At 64.9% G+C, this 22,685-nt stretch carries 20 protein-coding genes and 1 pseudogene; 12 read left to right on the top strand and 9 right to left on the bottom strand.

The genetic code is table 11. From position 1 onward, the window contains the following. Positions 1-2: 2 nt before the first annotated feature. A complete protein-coding gene (locus C7450_RS26740) occupies positions 3-1,364 on the top strand; it encodes a pyruvate dehydrogenase complex dihydrolipoamide acetyltransferase (RefSeq protein ID WP_110377543.1) in 1,362 nt (453 codons plus the stop codon). Positions 1,365-1,470: 106 nt separating this feature from the next. Here C7450_RS26740 and C7450_RS26735 read toward each other — a convergent pair whose 3' ends face one another. Beyond that, complete coding sequence (locus tag C7450_RS26735) at positions 1,471-2,451, bottom strand: sugar-binding transcriptional regulator (RefSeq protein ID WP_110377654.1); 981 nt, start codon at positions 2,449-2,451, stop codon at positions 1,471-1,473. A gap of 273 nt (positions 2,452-2,724) precedes the next feature. On the opposite strand from C7450_RS26735, the gene C7450_RS26730 reads away from it, so the two are divergent. Both C7450_RS26730 and C7450_RS26725 read left to right on the top strand, forming a co-directional pair. Further along, the gene (locus C7450_RS26730) at positions 2,725-3,480 is read left to right on the top strand and encodes a 5'/3'-nucleotidase SurE (RefSeq protein ID WP_110377542.1); all 756 of its coding nucleotides are present in this window, start codon (positions 2,725-2,727) and stop codon (positions 3,478-3,480) included. Between the two features lie 180 nt (positions 3,481-3,660). Beyond that, positions 3,661-4,605, top strand: coding sequence for a carbohydrate kinase family protein (locus tag C7450_RS26725; protein ID WP_110377541.1), 945 nt, complete (start codon positions 3,661-3,663; stop codon positions 4,603-4,605). 160 nt (positions 4,606-4,765) lie between these two features. Here the strand turns inward: C7450_RS26725 and C7450_RS26720 are convergent, their stop codons facing one another. Further along, positions 4,766-6,112 carry a histidine-type phosphatase gene (locus C7450_RS26720; RefSeq protein ID WP_110377540.1) on the bottom strand — a complete coding sequence of 449 codons (1,347 nt, stop codon included), beginning with the start codon at positions 6,110-6,112 and terminating at the stop codon, positions 4,766-4,768. A 39-nt stretch (positions 6,113-6,151) separates the two neighbouring features. Here C7450_RS26720 and C7450_RS35220 point away from each other — a divergent pair. Further along, positions 6,152-6,398, top strand: a pseudogene (locus C7450_RS35220) (IS481 family transposase); the annotation flags it as partial. A 234-nt stretch (positions 6,399-6,632) separates the two neighbouring features. On the opposite strand, the gene C7450_RS26710 reads toward C7450_RS35220, so the two are convergent. After that, positions 6,633-7,478 (bottom strand): arylamine N-acetyltransferase family protein, encoded by an 846-nt coding sequence (locus tag C7450_RS26710; RefSeq protein ID WP_110377538.1) that lies wholly within the window; start codon positions 7,476-7,478, stop codon positions 6,633-6,635. Between the two features lie 274 nt (positions 7,479-7,752). Between C7450_RS26710 and C7450_RS26705 the strand changes: the two genes are divergently transcribed. The 6 genes from C7450_RS26705 to C7450_RS26680 all read left to right on the top strand — a co-directional run bounded on the left by C7450_RS26705 (position 7,753) and on the right by C7450_RS26680 (position 13,578). Next, positions 7,753-8,226, top strand: a complete 474-nt coding sequence (locus tag C7450_RS26705; RefSeq protein WP_110377653.1) for a pyridoxamine 5'-phosphate oxidase family protein — start codon at positions 7,753-7,755, stop codon at positions 8,224-8,226. Beyond that, the gene (locus tag C7450_RS26700) at positions 8,223-9,566 is read left to right on the top strand and encodes a GAF domain-containing protein (RefSeq protein ID WP_110377537.1); all 1,344 of its coding nucleotides are present in this window, start codon (positions 8,223-8,225) and stop codon (positions 9,564-9,566) included. The genes C7450_RS26705 and C7450_RS26700 overlap by 4 nt, the downstream gene beginning before the upstream one ends. Before the next feature lie 217 nt (positions 9,567-9,783). Continuing rightward, a complete protein-coding gene (locus tag C7450_RS26695) occupies positions 9,784-10,779 on the top strand; it encodes an ABC transporter substrate-binding protein (protein ID WP_110377536.1) in 996 nt (331 codons plus the stop codon). A 69-nt stretch (positions 10,780-10,848) separates the two neighbouring features. Continuing rightward, positions 10,849-11,916, top strand: coding sequence for an ABC transporter ATP-binding protein (locus C7450_RS26690; protein ID WP_170147457.1), 1,068 nt, complete (start codon positions 10,849-10,851; stop codon positions 11,914-11,916). Beyond that, a complete protein-coding gene (locus C7450_RS26685) occupies positions 11,913-12,770 on the top strand; it encodes an ABC transporter permease (protein WP_110377534.1) in 858 nt (285 codons plus the stop codon). The genes C7450_RS26690 and C7450_RS26685 overlap by 4 nt, the downstream gene beginning before the upstream one ends. 10 nt (positions 12,771-12,780) lie before the next feature. After that, a complete protein-coding gene (locus tag C7450_RS26680; RefSeq protein WP_110377533.1) occupies positions 12,781-13,578 on the top strand; it encodes an ABC transporter permease in 798 nt (265 codons plus the stop codon). Here the strand turns inward: C7450_RS26680 and C7450_RS26675 are convergent, their stop codons facing one another. From C7450_RS26675 to C7450_RS26660, 4 genes are all read right to left on the bottom strand, one after another. Beyond that, positions 13,579-14,481, bottom strand: coding sequence for a MurR/RpiR family transcriptional regulator (locus C7450_RS26675; protein ID WP_210206550.1), 903 nt, complete (start codon positions 14,479-14,481; stop codon positions 13,579-13,581). Between the two features lie 147 nt (positions 14,482-14,628). After that, positions 14,629-15,174, bottom strand: a complete 546-nt coding sequence (locus C7450_RS26670) for a cucumopine synthase-related protein (protein ID WP_110377532.1) — start codon at positions 15,172-15,174, stop codon at positions 14,629-14,631. After that, complete coding sequence (locus C7450_RS26665) at positions 15,174-15,596, bottom strand: DUF3830 family protein (RefSeq protein WP_110377531.1); 423 nt, start codon at positions 15,594-15,596, stop codon at positions 15,174-15,176. Before C7450_RS26665 ends, C7450_RS26670 begins: the two co-directional genes overlap by 1 nt. A 358-nt stretch (positions 15,597-15,954) precedes the next feature. Further along, positions 15,955-17,007 (bottom strand): MBL fold metallo-hydrolase, encoded by a 1,053-nt coding sequence (locus C7450_RS26660; RefSeq protein ID WP_245450133.1) that lies wholly within the window; start codon positions 17,005-17,007, stop codon positions 15,955-15,957. Between the two features lie 315 nt (positions 17,008-17,322). Between C7450_RS26660 and C7450_RS26655 the strand changes: the two genes are divergently transcribed. Both C7450_RS26655 and C7450_RS26650 read left to right on the top strand, forming a co-directional pair. Beyond that, positions 17,323-17,781 (top strand): DUF4126 family protein, encoded by a 459-nt coding sequence (locus C7450_RS26655; protein ID WP_110377530.1) that lies wholly within the window; start codon positions 17,323-17,325, stop codon positions 17,779-17,781. After that, on the top strand, positions 17,781-19,160 hold the full coding sequence (locus C7450_RS26650) for an FAD-containing oxidoreductase (protein WP_110377529.1): 1,380 nt from the start codon (positions 17,781-17,783) through the stop codon (positions 19,158-19,160). Before C7450_RS26655 ends, C7450_RS26650 begins: the two co-directional genes overlap by 1 nt. An 8-nt stretch (positions 19,161-19,168) precedes the next feature. Here C7450_RS26650 and C7450_RS26645 read toward each other — a convergent pair whose 3' ends face one another. Next, a complete protein-coding gene (locus C7450_RS26645) occupies positions 19,169-20,491 on the bottom strand; it encodes an MFS transporter (protein ID WP_210206549.1) in 1,323 nt (440 codons plus the stop codon). Positions 20,492-20,663: 172 nt separating this feature from the next. Further along, positions 20,664-22,568, bottom strand: coding sequence for a DEAD/DEAH box helicase (locus C7450_RS26640; protein WP_110377527.1), 1,905 nt, complete (start codon positions 22,566-22,568; stop codon positions 20,664-20,666). Positions 22,569-22,685: the final 117 nt, after the last annotated feature.

Here is a 22,685-nt window from a genome sequence, read left to right as displayed (position 1 = left end):
CCATGCCGGTTGAGGTCATTCTTCCCAAGGTCGACATGGATATGGCGACCGGCCGGATCTCGTCCTGGTTCTTCGAGGAAGGCGCAACCGTCGCCCAGGGCGACGTGCTCTTCGAGATCGAGACGGACAAGGCGGCGATGGAGATCGAGGCGCCGGCAAGCGGCGTGCTGCGCAATGTCACCGGCAAGGTCGGCGTCGACATCCCGGTGGGTGCGCCGGTCGCCTGGATCTACGCGGCGGGGGAGGCTGAGGCCGATGCCGCAACCGCCGTTGCGCAGGCCACGCCGCCCGCCGAAACGGCCAAGGCTGCGGCGTCCGCGCTAGACGCCGGCGCGCAGGCTTGCGCGGCTTCCCCGGCCGCCGGTCCGTCATCCTGCACAGGAAGCCCAGACGGTGCGGCTGTCCGCGCCTCGCCGCTGGCGCGTCGTCTCGCGCGGGAGGCGGGCCTCGACCTGTTGTCGATCCAGGGATCGGGGCCGCGTGGCCGGGTGGTCGAGAAGGATGTGGTCGCGGCGAAGCAGGGGAGTGCGGTCCAGCCCGAGGTGCCTGTGACGGCGGCTCAACCAGCTACAGCGGCCGCGCCCGCCATTTCCACTCCGGTTCCGGTGACTCCGCTGGCGGCTCCTGCGTCCGACGACCAGATCAAGAGGCTGTTCGCCGCGGGCTCCTACGAGGAGATCCCGCATGACAGCATGCGCATGACGATCGCGCGCCGCCTGACGGAGGCCAAGCAGACCATCCCGCATTTCTACGTCACGGTGGATTGCGAACTCGATGCGCTCCTGAAACTGCGCGCGGAGCTGAACGCGGACGCGCCCGAGAAAGATGGCCAGCCGGCCTACAAGCTCTCCGTCAACGACATGGTGATCAAGGCGCTCGCTTTGGCGCTGAAGGCGGTTCCGGATGCGAATGTGTCCTGGACCGAGGGCGCCATGCTGAAGCACAAGCAGGCGGATGTCGGCGTCGCCGTCTCAATCCCCGGCGGGCTGATCACGCCGATCGTGCGCGGTGCCTGCGGCAAGACGCTGTCTGAGATTTCCAATGCGATGAAGGACCTCGCCGCCCGCGCCAAGGCGAAGAAGCTGAAGCCCGAGGAATATCAGGGCGGCACGACGGCGGTCTCGAATCTCGGGATGTTCGGGGTGAAGGATTTCGCCGCGATCGTGAACCCGCCGCATGCGACGATCCTTGCGGTCGGCGCAGGCGAGCCGCGCCCGGTGGTCAAGGCGGGCCAGCTCGCCATCGCCACCGTGATGTCGGTGACCCTCTCGACCGATCATCGCGCTGTCGATGGCGCGCTGGGCGCCGAGCTGCTGCGGGCCTTCAAGGGCTATATCGAAAAGCCCATGACGATGCTGGTGTGAGAGCGGGGCTTGCTGTCGGGCAGCTCCGTTCGCGCGGGAACCGGGTTCGGGCCTGTCGGCCCGACCCCGAATGACCCCGGTGCTCCCCGCGCAGAATCAGTTCGCTCTACAGCGGCGGGAGCTCCAACAACGCTTTCGCCGCTGATGTATCGGTGATCAGGACAGAGGCCTTGGTGGCCGCGATTCCGGCCCGGATCGCCCGGGCCTTCCGTTCTCCGCCGGATGAGATCACAACGTTGCCGACACTGTGCAGGTCGCGCGGACCAATCGCCATCACGCGCCGATTGATGGGGTGATCGACAAGCCGCCCTTCGGCATCGACGAAATGACAGAGCACGTCGCCGACCGCTCCCGCCGCGGCGAGGCTCTTCAATTCGGACTTGTCGAGAATGCCGCGGCGGAAGATCGACGCTTCCTCGTCGAGGCTGCCCACGCTGATCAGCGCGATGTCGATGGTCCGCGCCCGTTCCCGCAACTCCCGTAGCCCCGCGATGTCCCAGAGCTGCCGGGCGAGATCGGAACTCGGCACGAAAACCGGCGCGGCGATCTGATAGAGCTTCGTCTTGTAGAAGTCGGCCAGCCGCCATGACACGGCCGATGGATTGTCAGCGGTGGCGTTTGTCAGCCCGCCGAGCAGGGAAACGACGGTCATGTCGTCGATTTCGCGCCAGGTCAGCGCCTGCATGCAGACCTTGAGGGTCGCGCCCCAGCCGACGCCGATCGTGGCGCCGGGGAAGAGCTGCTGCGAGATATACTGCCCGGTCGCGTGGCCGACGACGGCAGCGACGCTGATTTCGCTCTGGGCGCTGGCCGGCGCCACGATCGCCTCGGTCAATTTGAGATGCTGCTCGAGCTGGCGTTGCAGCGCGAAAATCGATTCCGCCTGGGAATTGATCGAGATGTTGACCGTGCCGTCTTCCCGCGCTGCCGCCAGCAGGCGCAGGGCCTTGATCCGGCTGATGCCGATCTGTTCGGCAACCTGTTCCTGCGTGTGGCCCTCGACGAAGTAGAGCCAGGCCGCCTTGAGCTTGAGCTCGTTCTGGTCGGCCTGGAATTTCGTGGACTTGGGGCGCGCGTTCCTGGCCATCGTTTCTCCGTTCATGCCGGTTGCGGCTGATGTCGTGGGAGCCGTTCCGATCCGCCACGCGACCGGCTCGCTCTGCTTCGTCGTTGTGCGAAACTCCGGCTTTTCCCTCCGCCGGCATTCCTTTACCGCATCGAACAACGTGATGGGAATGCCACAGGCGGCGCAACCCGACGGGATTCGTCGCTGATGATATTTGAACATATTATCTTATTATGACAGAAAAGTGCATATTTTCCGTCGCCGTCGGCGAGCCGCGGCCTCATAGGGACGACCATGCGAATCTTGATTTCGAACGACGACGGTATTGACGCTCTGGGATTGGCCGAGCTCGAGAGCGCGGCGAGGCTTCTGAGCGACGACGTGTGGATCGTCGCGCCGGATAGCAATCGCAGCGGCTTTGCGCATGGCATTACCCTGCGCAAAGGCTTCGATATCACGAAACTCGCGCCGGGCCGCTACGTCTGCTCCGGCACGCCGGCGGATTGCGTGATCGGCGCGATGAGCTGGGTGTTTCGCGATGCGACGCTCCCCGACATGGTGCTTTCGGGTATCAACGAAGGTCGCAATGTCGCGGAGGATGTCTCCTATTCCGGGACGATGGCGGTGGCGCGCGAAGCGGCCCTGCGCGGAATCCCGGGCATTGCGCTGTCCCGCCCGCGCGATGGCCAGAGGCTGGACGTGGCCGGCAACCGCTGGCTTGCCGAGCGCATCGAGGCCTTCTGGCAATCGCGAGCCGAATGGGCACGCGACGGCCATTGGTTGAGCGTCAACCTGCCGCGGCAGGTGCCGGCGCATATGCGGATGGCGCGGATCGGCCGCGATAAGGTGGCGAACCGCGTGATCATTCATCGGGAGACCGAGGATCACGCGGTGATCGAGCCGCTGGCGGACCGCAGCTACGCCTCGACCCCGGGCGACGAGAACCATCTCATCGATTCCGGCATCGCGTCCGTGATCTGCTTCAACTGGATGGGGCAGGCCGAGGTCCCCTCCAGCACCTTGAAGGAGATGGCGGCCGAGCCGGCCTGACGACCCATAGACCTGACCGAGGCGTCCGAGCGGATGACGGTGTGCCGTGGCGGTTCGCTCCGCTCGCGACATCCGGCTTCGCACCGCAAGCGGAAGGCTTCACCTTCGGACGGCGCTCGTGCATCGCCACGCGGGAGGCAAGGAAATAGGCGCGCCAAGAACGACGCCGGGAGGAAAACAATGACCTACGACTATGCGTCGATCGGCTTTTATACCTTCGATTGTCTCGGCTGGCCCTTCGAGGGCATACCGGATGGCGGCGGGACCGCTTTCCTTGACGAGCTGACGCTCGCGGTGTCGGGTGCCGCCGGCACGGCCGCCATCGCCGCGGCCAAGATGGGGCTGTCGTGCCTCGCGGTCGGCGGCGTCGGTGACGACCTGATGGGCCATTGGGTGCTGCAGCGCCTCCATGATTTCGGCGTCGACATCTCCGGCATGCAGCAGATCGCCGGCGGCAGGACGTCGTCCTCGATCGTCACGACGCGCCGGGACGGCTCGCGTCCCGCCCTGCACATGAAAGGCGCCACGGCCGACTTCTTCGTGGAGGATGCATTGTTCGATACGGTGTGCGACGCACGCGTCGTGCATCTCGGCGGCGTCGGGCTGATGGACCGGATGGACGCCCATCAGAACGCGCGGCTGCTGGAGCGTGCGAAGCGCGGTGGTGCCGTGACGACCGTCGATGTTTTCGCCGGGTCGCCGGCCGATTTGCCGGCGGTTGCGCGCGTCCTGCCCTCTACCGACTATTTCATGCCGTCCGTCGAGGAGGCGATGGCGCTGACCGGCGGCACGGATCTATCCGAAATGGCCCGCCAGTTCTTCGACCTCGGGGCGCGCTGCTGCATCTTCACGCTCGGCGCCGACGGGGCATCCTACCATCACGCGGACGGCACGCGCTTCCGCGTTCCGGCCTTTGATGTCCCGGTCAAATGCACCTGCGGCTGTGGCGATGCGTTCAATGCGGGCATGGCGGTCGCGCTCTGCCATGGAATGGCCCCGGATGTCGCGGTGCGCTTCGCCCAGGCGACGTCGGCCCTGAATGCGACGGGGCTCGGCTCGCAGGCCGGCGTCCAGTCGTTCGACCACACATGGGCCTTCATGAACACGGTGCCGGCGCGGCCCTAGCAAATCCGGCTTAGATGGAATCGTTTGATGCCATCTAAGCCGATGAATTTGCTCGCCATTTTTTGAGTGGAGCAAGTCCGCAAAAGACGGACTTGCTCTAGCGAAGCCGGCCGGCCCCGCCGGCGGGTGACGCCCGCCCGCGCGCCGGACCCGCATGACATCACGACTTGCGCACGCAGGCCTTGATCATCGCGCGGTCGGCGATCTTCTCGAAGGCGGGCCAGGCGCAGCTCCCCGAGGGTCCCGGCTTGCAATCCTTCATCGGAAGGGCCTGGAGGCCCGGCGGCGACGCGGGCGTCAGATCCGGGTTGTCGCGGATCTGATCGATGCTCTGCGCCGCATAGACCAGCCGGACAACCGGGGCGCCCGCCGGCGGCTGCCAAACCTCGAACGCGATCGACCCCCCGAGCGGAACCTGATGCGCGGGATAACTCGGCAGCTTCCAGGTCAGGCCGAGCAGCCCGCCGACATGCAGGATGTAGTTGTCGTGGCTCGACAGGAAGCGGAACGTCGCCCCTTTCCCCGCGACGACATCCTTCAGATTGCTCTTCACGACGTCGAGCACCTGCGACCCCTTATGCGCCGCATCGTAGGGCGAGGAATTGGCGACCCAATCGCTGAAGGCGTGGATCTTGTTGATGTAGCCGATGCCTTCCGCGGTGGACATGCCGGTGGCTTCGGCGACGCGGCCCCAGCCGACCTCCGAGGTCGGCAGGCCCGATCCGTACTGCATGATGAGCTGTTCGGCCGGCTGGCTCAGGAAATTGATGACGCCGGGCTTTGAATCGGTGGTCGGCACGTCGGCGGCGGTGCACGGCGACTTGAGGCCGAGCGCGGTGCAGACCTCCGGCTTCAGCGGGCCGATGACCTTGTCGAGCGCCGCGATCGAGCCGGCAAGCTCACCCTTGGCCGCCTTCTCCCACGAGCCGCCGGCGAAGTGCTGAGCCGATTCGGCCGACTTCGTCTTCGAATAGCCGCAGGATGGTCCGCGATAGATATCGCCCTGGACCACGAGGTCGTCGATGTCGCAACCGGGGAACATGCCGTCCATCACGGCGCCCGCTGTCATGACGACGCGCTCGTCCGTGTCGGCGATGAAATAGACGCTCTTCGGAACCGGGCATCCGGTCTTCGGCAGGATGCCGTCCTCGGCATAGCGCAGGCGGTAATAGCGGCCCATCGAGCGGACGCGCGCGTAGGCCGCCGGCAGCAGGTGGCCGGCGACGACGCCGAGCGTCGGCCACGGCTGCTGCCCGACCGCGTCGAGACAGCCGTCCGGGTTGCCCTTCGCCTGGTCGCAATCGACGGCGTAGGTCGGCCCGCGCATGCCGTGGCGGCTCAGGACGACGACGCCCTTGAGCGTCCAGCCGGCCGGCATGGGCTCGGGCGCGGTTCCCATCACCGGCTGAGTGGCGGTCGCATCGGCGGCGAGCGCGCCGGTGCCGCAGACCGTCAAGCCGAACCCTGCCGCGAGCCCCGCGGCGATGGCCAATTGACCCAATCGCATCCTGATATCCCCTGCTTTTAGAACCCGTCACGGCGCGGAATGAACCGCGTGATCAAGGACGCCACCGTCAAACGCTACCACTACGCCTGCCAAGATCGGCTCGAACGCCACCTGCAGGGCACCGTCCCAGCCTACAATGTCGACCGACCCTTGAAGACACTCGAGGGCCTCATCCTACGAATTCGTCCGCAAATGTTCGACATCCAAGCCAGAGCCATGCGTACTTTACGCAATAAATCAAACTCCTATACTAAACGTAACCGTCCTCTACAGGCCACGTTGCTGAAGACGGCTGCGCCGGACAGGCCGATGGCTCGAGGACGTTGATGCGGCTGTTGAGGTGGCCGTTGACGACGGCGCTCGACATCGGCCGTGCCGGCCGCTTCATAACGGCCGCGACCGACGAGCCGCGCATCGACCGTCGTGAAACGCGCGCGTCGTGCCCGCTGCAAGACCGAGGGAGAATGCAGCTCTCCGCAGCATGGGTGTTTCCTTGAAACGGCAAATGGGAAGGCGCTGATCAGGCGGCCTTGTCGCGGCCGATCGACAGGATCCTGCCCCAGACGCGTGCGGGCTCGGGAATGTCGAGGTCGAAAACGGTTTCAAGCGTTTCGGCGAGATGCTCGGCACTGGTGATCCGCTGCTCGCTCACGCCCGTTGCCGTCACGTGGCGCAGGGCATCATTCTGCAGCGCGACATAGCCGTCCGTCGTATGCCGCAGGACCGCGAGCGCATTCGTGAACGGCGAGCCAGGATCCTGCATCAGCCAGCCATGCGTGGCCGCCATGGTCGCTTCGTCGCTGTGGTCGGGGCGGAAATCGAAGCTCTTGGCGATGCCTCTCTCATGATTGTTCAGGCGCAGCCAGCCGCCCTCCGCCAGCGTGATCGAGAAGTCGAAGCCGCGCTGCCGGATCGGCCCGACGGCGATCGGGACCGGCTCGACGATGGCATCAGCCACGCCGACTTCGGCGAGATACGGGCGATCGAGATCGACACGCAGCGTGAGGTGGTTGCCGATGGCGATGTCGCCGAGGATCTCCCGGTTGACACCGCCGCACAGGCGAGTCACCCGGAAGCCGAGCGCGGCGAGCGCGGCACCGAAAAGGCCGTTCATTTCGTAGCACCAGCCGCCACGCCTGCCTTCCACCATCTTCGTGAAGGCGGACGCGGGGGTGATCGCGGACGGCCATCCCATGAAAGCGTCCAGCGCCTCCCAGGTGAAGGCCATGAGATGAGCACGATGCAGCCGCGACAGGCTGTGGATGTCGAGGGAAGCCGGCCGCTCGACGCCGATCCGCGCGAGATAGGTGTCGAGCTGATCTGCGTTCAGGACCATTGCGTTCTCGTTTGAAGGCGCGTGTGTCATCCTTCGGTCTCCTTTTGAATGAGCCGTTGTTGCAATCTCGATGCTTCTTTTTCTGCCGAAGCGGCCGTCGCCGGTCCGACGACTTTACGGGAGCGAATGCACCAGAGCCGTTGCATTCGCCAATACTGAGAATTATTGGTGCTCAGGCCGTCCCGCCGTGCCGAGCCTCTATAGCGCGCTGGAACAACACGGATTCCTAAATGAATGTGCAAGGCGTGCCGCAGATCCTAAAACTTTGCTAAAAGGAGCTTCTGACGGGCGATTGGGGACGGCGGTGCGGCTCGACGACGACCTTCTTGAATTTTTCAGGCAGCCGCTGATGTGCATCATCGCCGCGGCCGACGCGTCCGGGCGTCCATCCGCGGGGCGCGGCGTCGGCTTCCACATCTTGGAAGACCGCGAAGCGATCGAGATCATTTTCTCCGCCTGGCAATGGCCGCGCCTCGAAGCCGATATCCGGCAGACAGGAAAGCTCGCGGCGACCTTCGTCAGCCCCTCGGACTACGTCAGCTTCCAGCTCAAGGGGCGCGCCACCCTGCGCGACACGGAGGCGCTCGACATCGGCCGTGCCGACCGCTTCATAACGGCCGCGACCAACGAGCTCGAATCGCTCGGCGTACCCCGGCGTCTGATCGCCCCCTGGCTGACCGTCCGCGAGGCCAAGGTCGTCCAGCTCGCGGTCAGCGAAACCTATGTCCAGACACCCGGTTCGCTGGCCGGCATGCTCGCCGGCACGAGGTTGTCATGAGGCTCCGCCTTTCGGATCTTTCCGCCTGCTTCGAGGGCGTCATCCCCTCGATCATCGCCACCGCCTCGGCCGATGGCATGCCTAACATCTCCTATCTCTCCCATGTGGTGCGCGTCGACGATGACCATGTCGCGCTCTCGAACCAGTTCTTCGCCAAGACGGCAGCGAATGTACGCGCCAATCCCCACGTCACGCTGATCCTCGTCGATGGCTTCACGGGCGACCAGTTCCTGCTCGACATCGGGTTCGTCCGTTCAGTCGATACCGGCCCCCTGTTCGAGAAGATCGCGCGCCAGCTCAAGGCGAGCAGCGCGCAGGTCGGCATGGCGGACATCATGCGGCTGCGCAGCGCCGATATCTTTCGCGTGCATGGAATAGAGAAGGTTCCTTGCCCCGTGGAAACGGCGCCGGCCGCGGCCGCCCGCGATCCCGTCAGTCTTCCCGCTTTGTCGGAGGCGATCAAGGCCATTGAGCGGCAGGCAGAGGCGGAAGACATCATCGACAGTCTGCTCGGCGGCGTGCAGCGCGTGCTCGGCTACGACCACGCGCTCGTTCTTATCTACGACAGGCATCGCGGCTGTCTCATCACGACCGGCAGCATCGGCTACCCGCAATCGGGATTGGGATCGGAGGTTGCCGGCAGCGATGGGCTGATCGGCGCGTCGGTGACGAGCGGCCAGACGATCAAAGTCAATGACATGAGCCGGGTGCGCCGGTTCGGCGAGGCGATCGGCCGTGAGGCGGAGGCCACGGAAGACATGACGCGTCGTGTGGCCTTCCCGCAGTTGGCTACGGCGCTGAGCCAGATCGCCGTTCCCATGACAGCCCACGGCACGGTCTCAGGTGTCCTGTTCATCGAAAGCCAGGAGAGGCTGGCCTTCCGTGAAGACGACGAGGCGGTTCTCGAAATCCTGGCCGGCCAAGCCGCCAGCGCGCTGCGCGCAAACGAGTTGGAGGCCGCTGCGGCCGAACCACGACGTGCGCCAGAGCAATCCGTCCCTGCCGCAGCCGGGCGGGAGATCCACATCGTCCATCACCGCTTCGACGACAGCATATTCGTCGACGGCACCTATATCGTGAAGGGCGTTGCCGGCACGCTGCTGCGCCTGATGCTTGAATGGCACCTGAGCGAGGGCCGAAGCGAGTTCACGAACCGGGAGATGCGGCTCGCGGCGGGCGCCCGGATGCCGGAGATCAAGGACAATCTGGAAACCCGCCTCTTGCTGCTGCGGCGCCGGCTCGCGGAAAAGAAGGCCCCCGTCCAGATCGTTCGCATCGGGAGAGGCCGCGTGCGCCTGGAGGCGGTCGGACCGATCGTTCTCGACGCCGCAGGGGAATAGGTGCGCCGAGCCCGCATTGCGCCCGTTGCCTGTGCGGGCGGCCTCTGACCCGTTGATCCAATGGTTCTTTCCGTAAGGGTTCCCCCCGCATGCCCTCCCGCATGATGGGTTACGGCGTCCGCGTGGCCTGAGAGTGAATGAAAATTTTCATGTTGAATTTATAATAATAATCCAATACATTGCGCGGTAAGAGAAGCCTTCCAGCAAGGGGAACACGATGGGAAAGTTTCTGGCAGCCATGGCCATTGCGCTGGCCACGACCCTGTCCGCGCAGGCCCAAACAAAAGAGCTCGTGGTCGCTGCCTTCGGCGGCGCCTATACGGACGCCTTGAAGAAGAACATCGCCCGGTTCGAAAAGGATAATGATGTCAAGGTGACATTCGTTCCCGCGTCTGGTGCCGATGGTCTTGCGAAGGCGATGGCCAAGGAAATTGACGTTGTTCACGCCGATATGGCCTGGGCATACCGCGGCGAAGCGCAGGGTGCATTCGAGAAGCTCGATCCTAATATTGTCACCAATCTCGATAAGCTTTATCCGAAGGCGCGCTTTTCAGAGTATGGCGTCATTACGAATTTCGGAGAATATGGCATCGCCTATAATCCGAAGGAGGTGTCACCCGCGCCGTCATCCTGGCTCGATCTGTGGGACGCAAAATACGACGGTGCGGTGAGTACGGCGGGCTTTGATGCGGCGAATATCGAGCTTCTGGTGCTGATGGCCAAGCTCAATGGCGGTAACGAAGACAATATTGATCCCGGCTTCAAGAAGATGGCCGAACTCGGCAAGCACATCACCGTCTTCTACAGCCAACACCCGCAGTTGCTCGACCTCTTCCGCAATAATGAGGTCGTCATCGCGCGTTGGCTGCGCGGGCGGGTCGACTGGGCCAACAAGCAGGGTGTCAGTCTTGGCTTCGCGGTCCCCAAGGAAGGCGCCATCGGGCTCGTCTCGACGGTGCATGTCGTCAAAGGGCGCCCGAATACGGAGCTCGCGCAGAAATTCGTCAACCATCTTCTCAGCGTGGACAGCCAGACGGCCTACGCATCGGATCTCGGCTATACACCCGCGCGCGCCGGGCTCGATCTCAAGGGCGTCAAGGTTCCGTACGGGGAGGAGGTGGTCGGGTCGCTTCTGATCGCCGACTGGAAGAAGATCGTTCCCAAGATGGACGCCTGGAAAGAGCGTTGGGAAAAGGAAGTCGTCGCGCGCTGACGACCGGATCGATGCGCCCGGCATAAGCGCCCGTGCCGGGTCTGGATGAGTAGCAAGGAACCGTCGCCGATGGGGCAGATTAGCGTCAACCGCGTCTCGAAGAGCTGGGGGAGCTTCGTCGCCCTCGACAGCATCGATCTTGACGTACGCGAAGGAGAATTTCTCTCCGTTCTCGGTCCGAGCGGCTGTGGCAAGAGCACGCTTCTGCGGATCATTGCCGGGCTCGAGGCGCCCAGCGGCGGAGAGATCCACCTCGCCGGGCGCAACGTCACGCGGGATCCGGTCTGGAAACGGCGGATCGGCTTCGTCTTCCAGAATTTCGCATTGTGGCCCCATCTCAGCGTCTTCCGCAATGTCTCGATGGGGCTCGAGTTGCGGCGCACGCCGGCCGCCGAGCTGCGCAAGCGGGTCAACGACGCACTCGCCATGGTTCAACTCGAAGCGCTCGCCGATCGCCTGCCCTCCCAGCTTTCGGGCGGGCAGCAACAGCGCGTGGCGCTGGCACGCGCCATCGTGCTGAAGCCTGAGGTGCTGTTGCTGGACGAACCGCTCAGTGCGCTCGACAAGAATTTGCGTCAGGATATGCAGGTGGAGCTCAAGACCCTGCAGCAGACGCTGGGGCTGACAACAGTCTTCGTGACGCATGATCAGGAAGAGGCGCTGTCGCTGTCTGATCGTGTTGTCGTGATGAACAAGGGCGTCATCGAGCAACTCGATACGCCCGACGCCATCTACAACCGTCCCGTTTCCGAATATGTCGCGCGTTTTGTCGGCGAGGCGTTCTTTTTCCGCGGACGGGTCGAGGAACGCGGGGCGACCCAGGGCATGCGCCTGGCTGAGGATATGGTGATCCCGGTCGAAGGCGCCGGGCAGCGTGCGGGCCGGGACGGCGTGGCCTTCGTGCGCCCGGAATGGGTCACGCTCGATACACCCCAGCCGCATGGCGACGTTGAGCTCCCGCGCGGCGTCGTCGACCGCCTGATGTTCTTCGGCCAGTCGAGCGACTATCTCGTTACGCTCGGCAACCGCCAGATGCGCGTGAAGCGGCGCCCGGACGCGCCGAAGTTCCGGGCCGGCGACACGGTGATCCTGCGTTGCCAGGCCCGCCTGCTGCCAAACGCGGCATCTGCGCCATGAAGACATCCGCCCTTGTCCTTCCGGCGGTCGTCATTCTCGGCGCCTTTTTCGTCGTCCCACTGATCTGGGTGGTCATTCTGAGTTTTCTCGGCGCAGGGCCGACCGGCGAGGTGCAGCACGCCTTCACGCTGGGCAACTACGTCCGCTTTCTCACCGACAGTTATTACGTCAACGATCTTCTTCTGCGCACCATCCGGCTCGCGGCGATTGCGACCGTGTTTTCGGTGGTGATCGGCTATCTCGGCGCCTTCGTGATCGCACGGGCCGCGCCGACGACGCAGACCTGGATGATCCTGCTCGTCATGCTGCCGCTCTGGGTGAACCTCGTGGTGCGCACGCTGAGCCTGATGGTGGTTCTCGGCCGCAACGGTCCGGTCAACCAGATCCTGGTCGGGCTCGGTATCACCGCGCGTCCGCTGCCGCTCCTCTACAACGAGACGGCCGTCGTCATCGGCATGGTGCAGGTGGCGGTGCCGTTCGTCGTTCTGTCGGTATTCGGTGTCCTCCAGGCCATCCCGCGTCAGCTCGAACAGGCGGCGATGACGGTGGGTGCCACGCCGCTTGCCGCCTTCCGCCGTGTGACCTTGCCGCTCAGCGTGCCGGGGATTCTCGCCGGCAGCGTGCTGGCCTTCGGCATCAACGTGGAATCCTTCGTCGTGCCGATCCTGCTCGGCGGCGGCCGGGTGCGCTTCATGAGCGTAGCCGCCTACGAGACGGCGACGGTGTCGAACAATCTGCCCTTTGCCGCGACCATCGGCGTCATCCTCCTGATCGTCACCATGGTGATGCTGGGAGTCTATCAATGGGCGGTGCGATCCGCGGGCCGTCCGGCGACGGCCATTCAAGCCGCTTGAGGAGAGCGCCATGCAGAAAACGCTTCTCGGCAGCAGTCTCTGGTATGGGGGGGCCGCGCTGTTCTTCGCCTTTCTCTTGGCGCCGCTGGCCATCCTGATTGTCGTCTCCTTCAATCCTGTCGCGATGGTCTTTCCGCCGCAAGGCTTTACGCTGAAATGGTATGCGACGATTCTCGACAAACCGGATTTCCTGCAGGCCGCCTGGGCCAGCACCATCCTCGGAGTCGCCACCGCGCTTCTCAGCACCGGCCTCGGCGTTCTCGCCGCCATCGGCTTGCAGCGTCAGCGTGGCGCGGCGAGAGCCTTTGTCTCATCGCTCCTGATGTCGCCCCTGTTCATTCCCGCTGTCATCGTGGCGCTCGCCCTGTTCCAGATCATCTTCATGATGGGGCTGGTGAACACCATCTGGACGCTGCTCGCGGCGCATGTGGTGGTCACGCTGCCCTATCCTTTGCGCAATGTGATGGCGCAAATGGAAGGCTTCGACGTGCGGCTCGAGGAAGCGGCCCTCACTGTCGGCGCGACGCCCCGGCAGGCGCTCTGGCGCGTCACACTGCCCCTGCTCAAGGCCAGCATCATTCCGTCGCTGATCATCGTTTTCGTGTTGTCCTGGAACAACTATACGGTATCGATCTTCCTTGCGAACAAGAACTGGACGACGCTGCCGCTGCAGTTGCGCGCCTATCTGCAATACGAATACGAGCCGTTCGTTGCGGCGATGTCGACGATATTGATCGTGGCCTCGATCGTGCTGCTGCTCATCGTCGACAGGACGGTCGGATTAGGGGCCGTGCGCAAGCGCGATTGATCAACTCATGAAGACCTTGCGCCGTTTCGAGGAACGATCGACCGCGTCGAGCCGCTTCTGGGCATCGCCCTTCATGCTGGTGCAAAGGGCATCGAGCAGTACGGAGACGAGTATCGCCGAGCCGGCGTAGGAATCGAACAGCAGGCGGTTGCTGACCCGCGATGTGAGCAGGATGTCGGCGAGGCCATCGTGGTTGTTGAAGCTCGCGTCCGTGACGAGCGCGATGCGCATGCCGGCGTGGCGCGCGCATTCGATCGCGCGGATCGTCTCGCGCGGATGGAGCGGCATCATGAAGACGAGCATGGTTCGCCCACCGGCCGCGGCGCATTGCTCGACCTGGTCCTCGACGAAGGATCCGCCGCCGGCGAGCAGCCTGACATCTGGATGCACCTTCGCGGCGAAATAGGCGAACTGGGTGGCAAGGCCCGCCGAAGCGCGCAGGCCGAGCACGGCGAGCGGCTTTGATTTCGCCAGAGCCTCGCCGAAACGCTCAATGAGGCCAGTGTCGGCCAGGGATTGTGCGAGTTCGGTCAGATTGCTGGCCTCGGCCAGCACGGCCGTCTGGTAGCGGTTGGCTTCGCACGGCTCCGGGGCGGTACCTTCTCCGGAATGATTGGCGCGCAGGAAACGCCGCATTTCCAGATAGCCGTCGAAGCCGAGCGCAACAGCGAAGCGCGTCACCGACGGTTGGCTGACATCGGCCAGTTCAGCCAGTTCCATGCTTGAGAGAAAACCGAGCTGGGCGCTGTTCTCGATCATGCACTGGGCGATGCGGCGCTGGCCGGGCGTCAGCCTTTGGCCGGCCGTGCGCCGATCAAGCTCCGCCCGCAAAGACTGTCGATCCGCCGGCTGGGCGTTGGCGCCCAAGGCCGCGCCGTCTTCTGTTGTCTTGCTCGCCGCCACGTCTGTCACCCCGATGCGCACTGGCCAATCTCAAGTCTGTATTATTATATTCAGGCAACGGGTGCGCGCATAAATTTTTGCGCATGGGAAAGGCCAGAGCCGGCGATGCCGGACCCTGGCCTGCGAAGGTGAGGGCAGCGCGTTGTCTCAGGCCGCCGCGACGACCTTGGAGAACGCCTGGATTTCAGCCGGTTTGCGGTGCGGAAAGGCGACGCCGAGGTTCCACGGAAAGATGAAATGGATCCAGCGATGCATGCGGACAACGTATGTCATCATCGCGCCGGTCAGCTCGACATAGTCATCCTTTGTCGTCAGCCTATCCAGTGCGTCCGAATACATCTGTCCGACCTGATGCATATTCGTGAGGCCGAGATCGGTCATGAACTCGAATACGTTGAAGGTACCGGTCAGGAATTCGCGGGTCATGCGGTTCAGCGTCGCGAGCTCCATATCCTCATATTGCGAGATCTTCAGGAAGCGGTACATCACATCGGCGCCGACGAGCATCATATAGGCTTCGAGATGGACCAGAACCGAGAAGGACTGCTCGCCGCTTCCTGCCCCGCTGTCGATCACGCCCCAGCGGATCTTCTGGATCTCCTCGGGCTCATCGAACCAGACGCGGTCGATCTCCTTCTCGATGATGGCCTTGGCCTCCCGCCAGTCTCCGGTGAACCTCGTGATCGCGGACATTATGCGGCCCTCCGGACATTGATCTCGACGATGTTGCGACGCGGCTGGGCCACGGTCTGCTCATACACCTGCGTGCCGAGCTCATGGAGTTTCGGCAGGTCCTCGCCGAATACTTCGGCAAATTTGTTGACGTTGGCGCTTTCGGTGATCTTGCCGTAGGTCAGGCAGATCGACTGGCCGGGCGCATAGAGGTAGACCGCGCCGGGATGGCGCTGGACCATGTTGTTGCGGCCGAGATGGACGATGCGTGTCGGCATCCAGATCGCTTCGCCGGAGACGACGACATGGCCGAGCACGCTCTTCAAGGGCAACTGGGCCAGCACCTGCGCGACGACATCGGGGTTCTCTTCGGCAAGAAGTCTGGCCCGGAAGGACAGGCCGACGCTGGGCGCGTCGAATTGCAGGATTGCGGATGACGACATTGAGCCTCCTCGGATGGTCTGAATAGGAATATCGGAGTCTCGCTTTTATGTATAAAACCATTCATTATGTCAATGAATGAAAATTAACATTCCAGATGGTCGCCGCACAGGGTCGACGGGCAGGGCGCTGCAGACGGGCCTCCGGCAAGGCGCGGGGGGGCGTGATGGATGATTATGGTGCTCGGGCGGCCCTCGCCAGACGGGCGCCCGTTCGGGGGCAACAGGTGCTGGAGGACGTCGTTGCGGCGCAGGCGCCTGCGTCAAGTCCGTCTGTTGCGGACGCGCTCGCTCAAGCGGGGACGAGCCAATTCCATCGCCGTGACGCGCTTCCGACGATGTTCATCATGCAGGATGTGCTCTACCGAACGGACGTTGAGGTAAACCGGACCGTGCCGGCGTCGACGACGCAGGCCAGGTCTCCGCGATGGATCATGTAATTGACATGGGCATGGGCCTCGCTGAACGCGAAGCTCCACTGGTGAGGATCGAGCGGACGCGTGAACAGGACCGGAACGAGATCGGCCACCGAACAGGGTTTGATCGCGCAGGCGGCTGCAATGAGCGCGCATCGCTCGGCGTGATGGTCCACGATTTGCTCGCCACGCGTCCCGAGCCCGACGAAGGGCAGCTCATGGCCCGGCAGCACGAGCGTTTCCGGATGGATATCCGCGCCGAGTGTGCGCAACGTCCTGATATAGAGACCTAATGGATCTCCGTCCGGATCGAGCGCGGACACGCTGACATTCGGTGTGATCCGCGCGATGACCTGGTCGGCCGCCAGCAGGAGACGCTCGTCGCGGCAGTACAGCATCAGCTGCTCGGGGGCATGACCTTCGCCGCCGAGCACCTCGAACATGCGGCTCCCGATGTGCAGGACATCTCCCGCGACATGGCGACGGAAGGCCGGCGGCAGGCTTTCGACCATCCTGAGATAGGAATGACCTTGTGTCACGACCAGATCGACCACATCGCGATCCATCCCATGGCGCAGATAGAAGTCGCGGTAGAATTGCGCATCGAGCGAAAGCGGATCGAGCGCGATGTTGCGCGCCATGAGATAGGTCGTCTGGCTGCACAGCAGCGGTATGTCGAAACGCTCCACCAGCCAGCCGGCCAGACCGATATGGTCGGGATGGAAATGCGTGACGAAGAGCCGGGTCAGTTTTTGCCCGGCGAGCGGCCCGGCCATCAAGGCTTCCCAGGCTTGGCGCGAGACAGCGTCTGCAATGCCGGCGTCGATGACCGCCCACCCGTCTCCATCGTGGATCAGGTAAATATTGACGTGGTTCAGGCGAAAGGGCAGCGGCAGGCGCAGCCACAAGACGCCCGGTGCGATCTCGATCATTTCCCCCGGGGCGGGTGGCACCGGAAACGGAACGGCGAGGCCTTCGTATGGGGAGGAATGGGTCAAAGCTATTGCTCAAACGCTGTTATCGGGATCGCGGTCTGAGGTCAGATACTCCTTTGTTATCACCGGCCGCAACAGGTTCCCGCGCCGGCGGTCATCCTTCGGCGTCAGAGGAAGGGTCAGTCAATTCCAGCTTCGGGAATTCATTTTCATTGCGTTTTCGAACCTCTGCCCCATGATCCTGGCTTGTCTGCAGCGGACTTGCTTCGCTCCCATGGAGAGGAGTCAAGTCATCTGGAGAGGAGCCAAGTCATCGGCCTGGAGGGGATCACACGATTCCAGCCTCGCCGGATTGGCTCAAGCGTCTGGAGACCGTGCATGCTGTATCTGCTTGCCCTTTTGATCGGCGTCATCGCCGGGCTCCGGGCCATGACCGCCCCGGCCGCGATCGCCTGGGCCGCCTATCTCGGCTGGCTGAACCTCTCCACCACCCCGCTGGCCTTCATGGGCTACGCCTGGACGCCGTGGATCTTCACGGTGCTCGCCCTCCTCGAGCTCGTCGCAGACCAGTTGCCCACCACCCCCAGCCGCACCGTACCGGTGCAGTTCGGTACGCGCATTATCAGCGGCGCCCTGTGCGGTGCCTGCCTCGGCGTGGCCGGTGGCAATCTCGCCATCGGTGCCATCTGCGGCGCTGTTGGCGCCGTGGTCGGCACGCTCGGCGGACGATCAGTCCGCGGCAGTCTTGCGGCCTCCTTTGGCAAGGACCCGCCGGCCGCCCTCATCGAGGATGCCGTTGCGATCATCGGCGCCCTCGTCATCGTCATGGTGCTGTGATGGCGCGCGCGTTCGACGCCATCATCATCGGCGCCGGCCAGGCTGGCCCGTCCATGGCCGGGCGGCTCACCGCCGCCGGCATGACGGTGGCCGTGATCGAGCGGCTGCATTTCGGCGGCACCTGCGTGAACACCGGCTGCAAACCGACCAAGACGCTGGTGGCCAGCGCTTATGCCGCGCGCATGGCGCAGCGCGCCGCCGACTATGGCGTGGTGCTGAAAGGCGAACCCGGCATCGACATGGTGCGGGTGCAGGCGCGCGCGGAGACGATCATCCAGGATGGGCGGGCCGGCATCGCGCGCTGGCTTGCGGGCATGGACGGCTGCTCCGTCTTCCGCGGCCATGCGCGCTTCACCGGTCCGCACGCCGTGGAGGTCAACGGCGAGATCCTGACTGCCGATCGCATCTTCATCAATGTCGGCGGGCGCGCTGCGATACCCGACATGCCGGGCATCGACGCGGTGCCCTATCTCACCAACAGCGATATGGTCGCGCTGAAAGCCGTGCCCGAGCATCTGGTGATTGTCGGCGGCTCCTATATCGGTCTCGAATTCGCGCAGATGTTCCGGCGTTTCGGCGCCGACGTCACCGTGGTCGAGAAGGGACCGCGGCTTGTCGGCCGGGAGGATGAGGACGTCTCGGCCACCATCCGCGAGATACTGGAGGCGGAAGGCGTCCATATCCGCACGGATGCCGAATGCATTCGCTTCGCCAGCCATGCGCGCGGCGTTGCCGTGGGTGTCGACTGCACAGAGGGCGCGCCCGAGGTCATCGGCTCGCATGTCCTGGTTGCCGTGGGGCGGCAGCCGAACACCGATGATCTTGGCCTGGAACAGGCGACGATCAAGACCGACCCGCGCGGCTACATCACGGTCGACGACCATCTCGAGACCAGCGTGCCGGGCGTCTATGCGCTGGGCGACTGCAACGGTCGCGGTGCCTTCACCCACACCGCCTACAACGATTTCGAGATCGTCGCCGCCAACCTGCTCGACGGGCAGGATTGGAAAGTGAGCGAGCGCGTGCCCGCCTATGCGCTCTATGTCGATCCGCCGCTCGGCCGCGTGGGCATGACGGAGGGCCAGGCCCGCGCCACCGGCCGGCCGCTGCTGATCGGCAAGCGACCGATGACGCGGGTCGGACGTGCGGTGGAAAAGGGTGAGACCTTCGGCTTCATGAAGGCCATCGTCGACGCCGAGAGCAAGCGCATCCTGGGCGCCGCAATCCTCGGCACCGGGGGCGACGAGGCGATCCACGGCCTCATCGACATCGTCAATGCGGACGTGCCCTACACCGTCTTCCAGCGCGCCGTGCCGATTCACCCGACGGTATCGGAATTGATTCCGACCCTTCTCGCGGAGATGCAGCCGGCGACGTGAGGGATCGCCTATAACGCTGGCGAACGTGGGGCGGGCAGGTTGCCGCGCCGCCGCAGCATGGCGCGCAGCGTCAGGGCCAGCAGGCCCGCAGCGCAGACGACGCCCGCCAGCACCTCGAAGCCGGCCGTGAATCGGTCCGTATGCTGCTTGATGAAGCCGACCGTATAGGGTCCGACGAAGCCGCCCAGATTGCCGATGGAGTTGATCAGGGCGATGCCTCCCGCGGCCGCCGTGCCGCGCAGGAAAAGCGGGGGCACCGCCCAGAACGGTCCGAGTGCCGCATAGATGCCGACCGAGGCACAGGTCACCGCCGCGATGGCGAGGACATGCGAGGGGGCGTGCACGCTTGCCACCAATCCCACGGCGCCGAGAAAGGCCGCTCCTGCCACATGCAACACCCGCTCGCCGCTGTGGTCGCTGTGGCGGCCCCAGACGAGCATGGCGAGCGCGCTGAGCGCATAGGGCAGGATGAGGATGAGCCCGACCTGGCGGGTCTCGTAGCCCATGGCGTGGATGATCTGCGGCAGCCACAGGCCGATGCCGTAGAGCCCCACAACCAACCCGAAATAGATGAGACTGAGCATCAGCACGCGCGCGTCACCCAGCGCCGGCCACAGGCTGTGACGGGTCGTTCTGCCGCTGCCCGCGTGGTCGGCGGTGAGCCGCGCCGCGATGATCCGCCGTTCATCCGCGTCCAGCCAGCGCGCATCGGCAGGGCCGTTCGGCAGCAGGATCAGCACCACGAGGCCGAGCAGGGTAGCGGGCAGCCCCTCCAGGATGAACAGCCACTGCCAGCCGGCCAATCCGAAAAGGCCGTGGGTCTCCATGATCAGCGCCGAGAGCGGCGAGCCGACCGCGCTGGCGATGGGCACCGCCGCCATGAACAGGGCGATGTAACGCGCCCGCATGGCGAGCGGGAACCAGTAGCCGAGATAAAGGATCATCCCCGGCAGGAAGCCGGCTTCGGCCGCGCCCAGCAGGAAGCGCAGGATAAAAAAGGAGGTGGGGCCGGTCGCGAAGGCCGTCGCGGCGGAGATGAGGCCCCAGGTGATCATGATGCGGCAGATCCACAGCCGCGCGCCCACCTTTTCCAGCACCAGATTGGATGGCACCTCGAACAGGAAATAGCCGATGAAGAAGATTCCGGCGCCCCAGCCATAGATCTCCGGGGAAAAGCCGAGATCGGCATTCATGGTGAGGGCGGCGAATCCCACATTCACCCGGTCAAGGAAGCTGACCAGATAAAGCAGCATCATGAAGGGGATGAGCCGGCGCGCCACCTTCGCGAAAGTTCGCCGTTCTTTCGCGGTCATTCCCGTTGTTGCGTCCATGATCCGCCCTCCCGGCCCCCCAAAGTCCTTCGCCCCGAATCCTTCGCTTCCGAGAATTTCGCCTCGAGTCCACTGCGACGTTCATGGCTGCGGCGTGCGGGGCCGTCAACGCTCCGCGGCAAGCGCTGCGAGCCTGGTCCTGGCAGCCGGGAACGCTGAATGTCGAGAGAACCTAAGGCTTTGCCTTGCCCTTGTGCTTGCGGGCAGGGGCCTGATCTGCGGGTGCCGCCTTGCCGCGGTGCGCCGGCTTCCTTGGCGGCTTTCCGCCTTTTCCGCCTGTGCCGTCCCTGCCACCCATATCGCCCTTGCCGCCCATCCCGCCCTTGCCGCCCATCCCGCCCTTGCCGCCCTTGCCGAACTTCGGCTGGCCCGGCCGCGCAATGTCCCGCGATCCTCTGGCCGACGACGATCCGCCGGCCGGCGTGATGACGACACCTTTCTCGATCGTGCCCGCACGCGCGATCTGCTCCGCGAAGCCGGCCGCCTTCTCGGAAGAGATTTCGAAGCGCGTTTCCAGGTCGTCGATCCTGATCGAGCCGACGTCACGCTTCGTCACGCCGCCGGCTCGGCAGATCATCGGCAGCAGCCACTTGGGGTCGGCCCGCTGCCTGCGGCCGAGGGAGAGCGTGAACCAGACGCCGCCCTCCATGTCCGGTCCGCGCGGCTCGCGCGCCGGCATCGGGCCGCGCCTGTCCTCACTCCCCCTGTCGCGCCTCGGCTTTCCGGCCTGCATGTCGGCGACCGGCAGCGGAGAGAGGTCCTCCGGCACGGGGCGGGCTGCGCGTTGCTGGCGCAGGAAGGCGGCCGCGATGCGTTCCGGGGGCACCTCCGCGAGCAATTCCGCCACGAACGCCGCTTCGCTTTCGTCAGGCGGCGCGGCGGAGAGCGCAGCGTCGAGGATTTGCCGGTGGTAGCGGGCCTCGATCTCGGCAATGCCCGGCGCGGCGCGTAGGGTGGCGGTCAGCCTGGCCAGAGCCAGAACGCGCAGGGCAGCGCTGCGTCGGTTTTCGGGAACGATGAGGACGCAGACCCCCTTGCGCCCGGCGCGGCCCGTCCGGCCGGAGCGGTGGAGCAAGGTCGCGGGGTTGCTCGGCACATCCGCGTGAATCACGAGGTCGAGGTTCGGCAGATCGATGCCGCGCGCCGCGACGTCGGTCGCCACGCAGACATGGGCGCGCCCGTCGCGCATCGACTGCAGCGCGTTGGAACGCTCTGATTGCGCCATCTCGCCAGACAGCGAGACGACCGAGAAGCCGCGATTGGCGAGCCGCGCGGTCAGATGGCGCACCGCCTCGCGCGTGTGGCAGAACACCAGCGCGCTTGCGCTTTCGGATTCGAGCAGCGTGTTGATGACGGCATGCTCGCGCTCGTCGCGCCGCACCAGCACCAATTGGTAGTCGATGTCGGCGTGCTGCTCGGTGGCGGCGGTCGCCGCGATGCGCACGGCGTCCTTCTGGAAGGTCTTGGCCAGTTCAGCGATGCCGCGCGGCACCGTCGCCGAGAACAGCAGCGTCCGGCGCTGCTCCGGCGCTGCGCCCAGGATGAATTCGAGGTCGTCGCGGAAGCCGAGGTCGAGCATTTCGTCGGCCTCGTCGAGCACGACCACGCGGAGCGCGCTGAGGTCCAGCACGCCCTTCGTGATGTGGTCGCGCAGGCGCCCCGGCGTGCCGACGACGAGATGGGCGCCGCGCTCCAGCGCGCGGCGTTCCATGCGCATATCCATGCCGCCGACGCAGGTGGCGGTGCGCATCCGCGTCGTGCCGTAAAGCCAGTCGAGTTCACGCTGCACCTGAATCGCGAGTTCGCGCGTCGGCGCGATGATCAGGCCGAGAGGCTGCCCCGCGGGCGCGAAATGGTCCGCCTGTCCAAGCAACGTCGATGCGATCGCAATGCCGAAGGCCACGGTTTTCCCGGATCCGGTCTGCGCCGACACCAGGAGATCGGCATGGCCGTGGCCCCCCGTCGCCATCTCCAGCTGGACCGGCGTCAGCTGGCTGTAGCCGCGCGCCGCGAGGGCGGAGGCCAGGGCAGGATGGATGGTATCCGGCAAGGATGCCTGATCGTCGATAGTCGTCATGATAGCGGCCTTTCAGTCGACGCCGCATAGCACGGCAACCTCACAGGCACCTAATGCCCGCTGATGGGCGCGACGACGACAGCCGGTCGTCGGCTGGACAAACGTCTCTCGAAGGCG

Origin of the sequence: Chelatococcus asaccharovorans (genome assembly GCF_003201475.1) — a bacterium.
In the GTDB taxonomy this organism is placed as follows: domain Bacteria; phylum Pseudomonadota; class Alphaproteobacteria; order Rhizobiales; family Beijerinckiaceae; genus Chelatococcus; species Chelatococcus asaccharovorans.
Note: the sequence above shows the minus strand (reverse complement) of the source record. Positions and strands in the feature narration are given on the sequence as shown.